Raw genomic sequence first — 7964 nt, forward strand, 5'->3', positions numbered from 1 at the left:
TCCGTTGTAAGCTTACGCTCGATGTTCAGTTTTCAAGGAGCAATCTTGTCTTCGCCTTCCGTCTCGCTCTCGCTTGACCTCTTGGCGGCGACTTGAATAATGTATCATATTCGCCTAACTCATTGCAACCTGTAATTTCTGGAAGATCTCTGCGATCCGCTTGTTTGCTTCCGCTTTGATTACTCCGCCTCACAGGCGCGAAGATTAATTTAACACATCCGCCTATCCGCGTCAACGCCTTTTCAAAAAGTTTTCGGCTTCAAGCCAACAGAAGATGCTGAAGCCCGAGCACGAGCGCTACACCCGGTAGTCCCAGCACCGTCACGGTGCCGATCGTCGCCGGATTCAGCGGCACGTACCACCCGGTGATCCACCCGGAAAAGTTCAGCGCGTAGATCGCAAAAGCCGCCAACGCCAAGTGAGTCCCGAACCGCACGAACCATCCTTTGGCGACTTGGCGGCGCAGAACCATGAGCAGCAGCGCGGCCGAAGAAACGATCAGAACGACGAGCCAGACCGTCCTCATGCGCCCTCTCCCCTGACGGTCCGGCCATTCGCCAGCATCGCGATCGGCTCCTGCTCCGGATGCTTATGCCAAAACAGCTTCGCATTGCGAAGCGCCATATCTAGCTTCTTCTCCGCTGCCTCCAGTGCGTAGATCGCGTAATCGACCTGATCGATGCCAAGCGCGTTGTCGAACCGCCGCTGTGCCGCCGTATACTCCTGCTCGGCCAGCAGCACGTCTTCCTTCAATTGCTCGCGCTCGGCCAACAGCCGCGCATCCGCTTCTCGTTCCTGTTTGGACTTTCTCATTCGCCCGCCCTCTCCCTTCCCGTGATCGGCTTGGCGTTGCCCCCGGGACAACCCGTTACCATTTATATGTCACAGAAGAGAGATTCAGAATCACGCCAAAAGAAGAAAGACGCCCGTGGGCGTCCTCATTCATTCATTACGATAGGATGGCGAGAGACCTCGGCCTCGGCCGCTAGTTCAGCTCGCGCCGGCCCTCCAACGCTTTCGATAGCGTCACTTCGTCGGCGTACTCGAGATCGCCGCCGACGGGTAAGCCGTGCGCGATGCGGGTCACCTTGATGCCGAAAGGCTTGACGAGCCGAGACAAATACATCGCGGTCGCCTCGCCTTCGATATTTGCGTTGGTCGCGAGGATCAGCTCCTGCACGCGTTCGTCGCTAAGCCTGCGAACAAGCTCCGCGATGCGGATGTCGTCGGGCCCTACGCCGTCCATCGGCGAGATCGCGCCGTGCAGAACATGGTACATGCCGTTGAACTCCTTGGTCCGCTCCATCGCAACCAAGTCCTTGGGCTCCTGTACGACGCAGATCGCGGAGACGTCCCGCGTCTTGTCGGAGCAAATGCGGCATGGATCAATATCGGTAATATTGCAGCAAATGGAGCAATAAGTCAGATTGCGTTTGACGTTCACGAGCGCCTTGGCGAAGTCGATGACGTCTTCTTCCTTCATGCGAAGCACGTGAAACGCCAGCCGGGCGGCCGTCTTCGGCCCGACGCCCGGCAGGCGGGAGAACGCTTCGATCAGCTTGGCGATCGGTTCGGGATAGAACAAGGATGTTAGGCTCCTTTGGGCTTAGAACAAGCCCGGAATCTTCAGACCGCCGGTGTATTTGCCCATGTCGTTGTTGGCCAATTCGTCGGCTTTGCCGAGCGCGTCGTTCACCGCGGTGAGGACGAGGTCCTGCAGCATCTCGACGTCTTCCGGATCGACCGCTTCGGGCTTGATGGAGATGCTCAGCACTTTTTTGTGGCCGTTGACGCTGACGGTGACGACGCCGCCGCCGGCCGTGCCTTCGATCGTCTTGGTGCCGAGCTCTTCTTGCGCCTTCAGCATTTGCTCTTGCATTTTCTTCACTTGCTTCATCATTTGGTTCATGTTGTTCATGTTGGAGATCCTCCCTAATCGTCTTTGATGACTACCAATTCTTCCCCGAAAAGGCGCAGCGCCTCTTCGACGAGCGGTTCGCGCGCCGGCTCACCTTCCCCTTCGGGCACGAGCGTCAGCTCCTCGCCGGCTTCGGCCCCGCCCGGGCCGCCTGCGGCGACCGCCTCCTGCCATTCCTTCTGCAGCAGCGTCGCCAGTTGGGTCGGCTTGCCGTATACCGCGGACAGAACGCCCTCGATGACCTGCCGGTTGGCGGGCTTCTCGGTCGTTTCGCGGTGGATGGAGTTGCGGAAGGCGACGAGCACCGTCTCGTCGGCGTACGAAACGGGCTCGCCGTCCACGAGCCAGGCATGGACGGTAACGCGCTCCTCCTTGATGCGCTGCAGCGCCTGAGGCCACTTGCCCATCGCTTGCAGCGCCGGAGGCGTCCCTTTCGCCGCGAGGAACGGCTCGAGCTTCAGCCTCGGCCGCAGCGTCTTGGCCGGGCCGCCTCCGCTGCCGGCGGCGCCACCGCGCGCCGACGATGGTCCGCCCCGGCCGCCGGCCGAACCGCCCGCAGCCGAGCCCGAACCGCCGGGACTTCCGGCGCCGGACGCTGCCGCCCCGCCTCGGGCGAGCTCGCCGAGCCGGCGCTCCAGCGCAGCAACCTGCTGCTGCAGGCGCTGCACGTCCGCACCGCTCGCGCCGCCCTCGGCGGCGCCGGCGCGAGTCTGCCCGGCATCGGGCGGGGCATCCGTGTCCGATGCGGAGATCAGCTTCAGCAGCGCGATCTCGAACATCGTCTGCGGGTGCGCCGCATACTTCATCTCGGTCTGATAGCGGTTCAAGAGGTCGACGATTGCGAACAGCCGCTCCCGCCGGAATCCGCCCGCCATCTCGGCGAGCGCGGACGGATCGGCGACCCTTCCGGACGAGTCCGCAGCCTCCGGCGCCAACTGCGCGAGAAGCAAATCCCGGAAGTAATGCATCAGCTGCTCCAGACACTTGTCCGCGCTCTTGCCGGCCCGCATCATCTCGTCCACTTCGCGCAGTACCGCGCCCGCGTCGCCATCCCGCACCGCTGCGGCGAGTCGAGCGAATTGCTCCGCAGGCAGGCCGCCCGTCGCTTCGACCGCATCGCTCAGCGACACCCGACCGCCCGTGAAGGACGAGATCTGGTCAAGCAGGCTGACCGCATCGCGCATCCCGCCGTCGGACAGGCGCGCGATGTAGGCAAGCGCATCCTCCTCGATCTCGATCTGCTCTTCCCCGCTGATCTCCCGGAGCCGTGCCGTCTGCTCCGCCAGGGAAACCCGGCGGAACTCGAAGCGCTGGCAGCGGGAGATGATCGTCGGCGGCAGCCGGTGCGGCTCCGTCGTCGCGAGCACGAACATGACGTGCGCCGGCGGCTCCTCCAGCGTCTTGAGCAAGGCGTTGAAGGCTTCCGTTGTCAGCATGTGCACTTCGTCGATGATGTACACCTTGCGGCGCACCTCGGTCGGCGCGTACATCACTTTGTCGCGGATGTCGCGGATCTCCTCTACGCCGCGGTTGGAAGCGGCGTCGATCTCCACGACGTCCATGACGGCGCCGGACGTGATGCGCCGGCAGGCGTCGCATTCATTGCAAGGCTCCGGCGCGGGACCGCGCTCGCAGTTGACGGCCTTGGCCAATATTTTCGCAGCGGTGGTCTTCCCCGTCCCCCGGGGACCGCTGAACAAATAGGCGTGAGACAGACGATCTTCGCGAATGGCGTTTTGCAGCGTCTGCACGATATGTTGTTGCCCGACCATGTCCTGGAACGTCTGCGGACGCCATGCCCGGTATAGTGCCATATGGGCCATTCGAAGTCGCTCCCGTCGGATGTGGTATACATATGATTATACATCATCGAGCGGAAGCGCTCCACCGCCGGATGCCATCCCCGCGCTCTGCAGGCCGACGAAGGGGACGGATACGGTAAAGACGGTGCCTTCGGACGAAGAAGTCACGTCGATGTGCCCGCCCAGATCGTGCACGATCCGCTGGCAAATGGACAGCCCGAGTCCCGTCCCCTGCTCCTTCGTCGTGAAGAAAGGGTCGAAGACCCGGTCCACGAGCTCAGGCGGAATGCCGGTCCCCGTGTCGCAGATGTCGACCGACACTTGTCCGTGCCGCACGTCTCCGCGCCGTTCGCGAATTATCAAGCTCCCTCCTTTGCCCATCGCTTCGATCGCGTTTTTTCCCAAGTTCAGAAAGACCTGCTTCAGCATCTCCTTGTCCGCAAGGACAAGCGGAAGATCCGGCCTCGGCTCGTACCGCAGCGCGATATCGTGCAGCATCGCCTCGTTGCGCAGCATTGGCAGCATCTCCTGCAGGATGCGTCCGATCCGGATCGGCTCGAGCCGCGTCTCCTTCGACTTGCTGAGCAGCAGAAACTCGTTCACCAACTCGTGCACGCGGTCCAGCTCGGACAGCACGATCGCGACGAACTCCTGCTCGCGCCCCATGCACCTCTCGGTCAGCGACTTCAGCAGCAGCTGCATGAAGCCTTTGATCGCCGTCAGCGGATTGCGGATCTCGTGGGCCGTGCCCGCCGCGATCTGCCCGATCATCTTCAGGCGGTCGGCACGGCGAACCTGCTCCTCGAGCACCATCAGCTCCGACACGTCGCGGAACAGCACATAGGCTCCGATCGTCTCCGCATCGTCGCGGAGCACATCCCCGTCGAGCATCAGCTCCCGCGTTCGGTCTCCTTCGCCCCACACCATCCTCCGGTTGCGGAACGCTTCGCCGGAAAGGAGCGAGCGGCCGAAAGGCGGCGGCACCGAACAAAGCTCGAACAAAGCCTCTACGGTCATCCCGATCAGATCCGACCGCGCGCTGTCGAAGACGCAGCACACCATCGGATTCGCTTCGACGATGCGGAAATCGGCATCGAGAAGCAGCACGCCCGTCCCCTCGTCCGCAAGCATCCGCTCCGCGAACCGCTTTGCGTACTTGTCCTGCCTGTTGCGCGTGTCGGCGGTACGGCCCGTCCCCGACCTGCGCGCCAAGGTCTCTTCCGTCATATGTCCCCACCTCCGGTCCTGTGCCGCCATGCCGCGTCGCTATTCTTGCCGCCCCATTCGATTTTCGCCAAGTAAAAACGGCTTCGCCGTCTTCCAGGACGGCGGTACGTTTTTATCGGAGGTCATACAGAGATGGATAGGGGTACAACTTTTACATGCTGTATGACCAAAAAAAACGCACCTCTGCGCAGTTCATGTCTACGCAGAGGTGCCTTCGGCTCCCGCAGGAGCAAGATTCAGTTAACGTTCGGTCGCGCATATATCGCATCATGTCTATTCCAATAATGGATGTTCGTTTCAATCAAGTAAGGACCGTGCACCTGTCCTCGATCGTTATCATCCAGCCGGACACGATCGCAAACGCTCCCGAAGGGCTACCCTTCCACACAAGAACGTGACCACTTACGGCTGCTTCCTTCCGGACCTGACCGGGTTCATGGGCGTCCCTTGCGAAGGACCCTGCGATCAACACGCTGCGACCGCGCCGGAACCTGCGTGATAAGACCTCAAACAGGAATTCGATCTCGCTATAGCGGATTGCGAGTGACAGGGCACCGCTACCTCCCCATCTAGCACGGCATGACTTAGTATAACGAATTCCGACGTCGGAAGCAACCGATGGGACCGTTTTCCACCTCCGGCCCTCGCCAGGCTTCGCGCCCGCCTCGATTACGGCGCCGATTGGACGTGAATATTGTAGCGTGGAAAATTAAACCGCAGCACGGATGCGACCTGTCGCTCCACCGTGGGGATTTCGTTCGCCTTCAGTCCTTGAGCCGTCTTGACGGTCACGTACGCGTCCGCGCCGTTAAAGGTCACGTTGGCTCCGACGACGCCCGGCACGCCCCGGATCGCATTCGTCATCAGCTTGTAGTCGTTGTCGTAGTTCAGCGCCATGTGCCGGCCGGGAATTTTCGGGTAGCTGTTCGTACGTCCGAGGAATCCGTCGTCCCCGTAGCTCTGCGTTTTCACCTTTTGGGCGGCGTTATGGCCCATATTGCCGCAGCCGGCGGCGACGAGCGTCAGAGACAGCGAAGCGGCCAGCGCGAGCGCGGCGAACGTTTTGGACTTCGTTGGCATGAAAAAAACCTCCCTTTTATCCGGTAGGATGCTAAGGGAGGTTTGTCTCTATACGTCGGTTCGATCTTACAGGCCGTATTTTTTCTTGAACTTGTCAACACGACCGCCGGCATCAACGAATTTCTGTTTGCCGGTGAAGAACGGATGGCAGGCGGAGCAAATTTCGACGCGGATGTTCGGGCGAACCGAACCCGTCTCGAACGTATTCCCGCAAGCGCAGGTAGCCGTCGTCACATGATATTGCGGATGGATGGCTTGTTTCAACGTGTTCACCTTCTTCCTGCCCTGGACCTCAGGCGGATCCAGAGTGAATGGACATACAAACGGATTATAGCACGGAGCAAGCCGGCTGGCAAGGCGCTTGCCGGGCGTGCGAACGGGCCCGGCAAGCGCCGCATTTGACCGGCAGCGTCAGATCTGTACGGCGCGGTTCCGCCTCGACGGCGGCACGTGCGTGTACGAGCCGATCACGACGTCCGGGAGCTCCTCGCGGAAGATCTCGAGCAGTGTCTTCATGCCATAGATCTCGCCCTGCGCCTTCGGGATCAGATCGAGATAGGCGTCCGGATCGATGTTCAGGTTGCGCATCTGGATCAGCTTGAGGCCCGTGCGTTTGGCGAAGCCGATCATCGCTTCGATCTCTTCCTCGCGGTCGGTCACACCCGGGAACACGAGGTAGTTGATCGACGTGTACACGCCTTTGTCGGCCGCGTAGCGCAGCGACTTCTCGACATTGGCGAGCGTGTAGCCGCGGGGGCGGTAATAAGCGTTGTAGTGGTCGTCCAGCGCACTGATCGTGCTGACACGCATCAGATCAAGACCCGCGTCGACGATGGCCCGCATATGATCGCTGAGGCCCGCATTCGTATTGATGTTGATGTAGCCGAGCGAAGTTTGCTCGCGCACGCGCCGTATCGCTTCGATAATCGTCTTGGCCTGCGTCGAGGGCTCGCCCTCGCAGCCTTGGCCGAAGCTGATGATCGATTCGGGCGCGCGCAGGTGCTCGAGCATAATCTCGACCACTTCGTCGACGGTCGGCTTGAACTGGAGGCGTGTCTGCGGCGCCACGAAGCCGCTGTCCTCCGGCTGCTCGGAGATGCAGCCGAAGCAGCCGGCGTTGCAGGCGAAGGAGACCGGCACCGCGCCCTCCCAGCGCTGCAGGAACGTATTCGACGAGGTGAGGCATTCGTAGCCGAGGGCGCAATGGGACAGGTGCTTGTACAGCCGATTGTCCGGGTACGCCTTCAGCAGCCGATCGACTTCGCCTTCGAGCACGTTGCGGTCGCAATTTTCCGGATTCCACGGCTCGGGATCGTCGCTTCGGCAGCCCGCCACGTAGAAGCCGTTGTCCTTCCAAACGACGGCGGTGTAGCCGAAGAGCGGGAAAATCTGCGTCTTGTCGGTCTTGGTGTAGCCCGGCACGTAAAACCGGGTGAAGCCCTGGGGAAGCAGCGCACCCACGGCCTGATGCCCCTGGGGAAGCAGCTTCATCTCGCCGGTGGCGGGATCCATCCCGACCGCCCGCGTATGCGGCAGACCGACGAGCGTGGCGCCGGCCGGCAGCGGGATCAGCTCTTCGTCGAGCAGCTCGACCAGCCGGTCGCCGCTGCGGGCGACGCCGTACAGGTCGGGATGGTCGAAGACGTTCCCTTTATCGTCAGCATATACCAGATGCATGGTTTCCTTGCCCCTTTCTAACTCCGGACGCTCGGCTATTCGGCCGAGCTGCTCCGGGAGCGGCGCGCCGGCTTGGGCGCGGCGGCTTCCTCCGCCGAGGGCGGAGCAGCTTCGCCCGACGCTTCGGCGTCGGCCTTGGCGGCGGGCTTGGTCGCCCGTGCGCCTGCCGTCTTGGAGGCGGCGGCACGGGTGCCCGTGCCGGACGCCGCGCGCGTGCGCGCCGCCGGCTTCTTGGCGGCCGGCGCCGTCGCTTCCGGCGC

Annotated in this window: 10 protein-coding genes and 1 other RNA gene; 1 reads left to right on the top strand and 10 read right to left on the bottom strand. The window is 62.1% G+C overall.

The window, feature by feature from the left end; genetic code table 11:
- Positions 1 to 259: 259 nt before the first annotated feature.
- The 10 genes from LKX83_RS31535 to LKX83_RS31580 form a co-directional block, all read right to left on the bottom strand.
- Positions 260 to 526, bottom strand: a complete 267-nt coding sequence (locus LKX83_RS31535; RefSeq protein ID WP_227887201.1) for a pro-sigmaK processing inhibitor BofA family protein — start codon at positions 524 to 526, stop codon at positions 260 to 262.
- Entirely contained in the window at positions 523 to 813 is a 291-nt protein-coding gene (locus tag LKX83_RS31540) for a DUF2508 domain-containing protein (RefSeq protein ID WP_227887203.1), read from the bottom strand. Before LKX83_RS31540 ends, LKX83_RS31535 begins: the two co-directional genes overlap by 4 nt.
- 172 nt (positions 814 to 985) lie before the next feature.
- Positions 986 to 1585, bottom strand: a complete 600-nt coding sequence (recR, locus tag LKX83_RS31545; protein ID WP_227887204.1) for a recombination mediator RecR — start codon at positions 1583 to 1585, stop codon at positions 986 to 988.
- A gap of 21 nt (positions 1586 to 1606) precedes the next feature.
- A complete protein-coding gene (locus LKX83_RS31550) occupies positions 1607 to 1918 on the bottom strand; it encodes a YbaB/EbfC family nucleoid-associated protein (RefSeq protein ID WP_227887205.1) in 312 nt (103 codons plus the stop codon).
- 14 nt (positions 1919 to 1932) lie between these two features.
- Positions 1933 to 3741 carry a DNA polymerase III subunit gamma/tau gene (dnaX, locus tag LKX83_RS31555; RefSeq protein WP_227887210.1) on the bottom strand — a complete coding sequence of 603 codons (1809 nt, stop codon included), beginning with the start codon at positions 3739 to 3741 and terminating at the stop codon, positions 1933 to 1935.
- A gap of 36 nt (positions 3742 to 3777) precedes the next feature.
- Positions 3778 to 4947, bottom strand: a complete 1170-nt coding sequence (locus tag LKX83_RS31560; RefSeq protein WP_227887212.1) for an ATP-binding protein — start codon at positions 4945 to 4947, stop codon at positions 3778 to 3780.
- 312 nt (positions 4948 to 5259) lie between these two features.
- An RNA gene (ffs, locus tag LKX83_RS31565) (signal recognition particle sRNA large type) lies at positions 5260 to 5525 on the bottom strand.
- 91 nt (positions 5526 to 5616) lie between these two features.
- On the bottom strand, positions 5617 to 6027 hold the full coding sequence (locus LKX83_RS31570) for a hypothetical protein (protein WP_227887213.1): 411 nt from the start codon (positions 6025 to 6027) through the stop codon (positions 5617 to 5619).
- A 66-nt stretch (positions 6028 to 6093) separates the two neighbouring features.
- Positions 6094 to 6291: a 50S ribosomal protein L31 gene (gene rpmE / locus LKX83_RS31575; protein ID WP_227887214.1), complete on the bottom strand. Its 198-nt coding sequence runs from the start codon at positions 6289 to 6291 to the stop codon at positions 6094 to 6096.
- A gap of 147 nt (positions 6292 to 6438) precedes the next feature.
- On the bottom strand, positions 6439 to 7704 hold the full coding sequence (locus LKX83_RS31580) for a radical SAM family protein (RefSeq protein WP_227887217.1): 1266 nt from the start codon (positions 7702 to 7704) through the stop codon (positions 6439 to 6441).
- Between the two features lie 72 nt (positions 7705 to 7776).
- Here LKX83_RS31580 and LKX83_RS31585 point away from each other — a divergent pair.
- On the top strand, positions 7777 to 7964 hold a 188-nt coding region (locus LKX83_RS31585), incomplete at its 3' end, for a hypothetical protein (RefSeq protein WP_227887219.1).

It is taken from the genome of Cohnella baijiui, assembly GCF_020731285.1.
Classification (GTDB): Bacteria; Bacillota; Bacilli; order Paenibacillales; family Paenibacillaceae; genus Cohnella.

Excerpts from the sequence above, each read along its gene's own strand:
- LKX83_RS31535 (WP_227887201.1), bottom strand. The coding sequence starts at position 526 with ATGAGGACGGTCTGGCTCGTCGTTCTGATCGTTTCTTCGGCCGCGCTG.
- LKX83_RS31540 (WP_227887203.1), bottom strand. The coding sequence starts at position 813 with ATGAGAAAGTCCAAACAGGAACGAGAAGCGGATGCGCGGCTGTTGGCC.
- LKX83_RS31550 (WP_227887205.1), bottom strand. The coding sequence starts at position 1,918 with ATGAACAACATGAACCAAATGATGAAGCAAGTGAAGAAAATGCAAGAG.
- dnaX (WP_227887210.1), bottom strand. The coding sequence starts at position 3,741 with ATGGCCCATATGGCACTATACCGGGCATGGCGTCCGCAGACGTTCCAG.
- LKX83_RS31560 (WP_227887212.1), bottom strand. The coding sequence starts at position 4,947 with ATGACGGAAGAGACCTTGGCGCGCAGGTCGGGGACGGGCCGTACCGCC.
- LKX83_RS31570 (WP_227887213.1), bottom strand. The coding sequence starts at position 6,027 with ATGCCAACGAAGTCCAAAACGTTCGCCGCGCTCGCGCTGGCCGCTTCG.
- LKX83_RS31580 (WP_227887217.1), bottom strand. The coding sequence starts at position 7,704 with ATGCATCTGGTATATGCTGACGATAAAGGGAACGTCTTCGACCATCCC.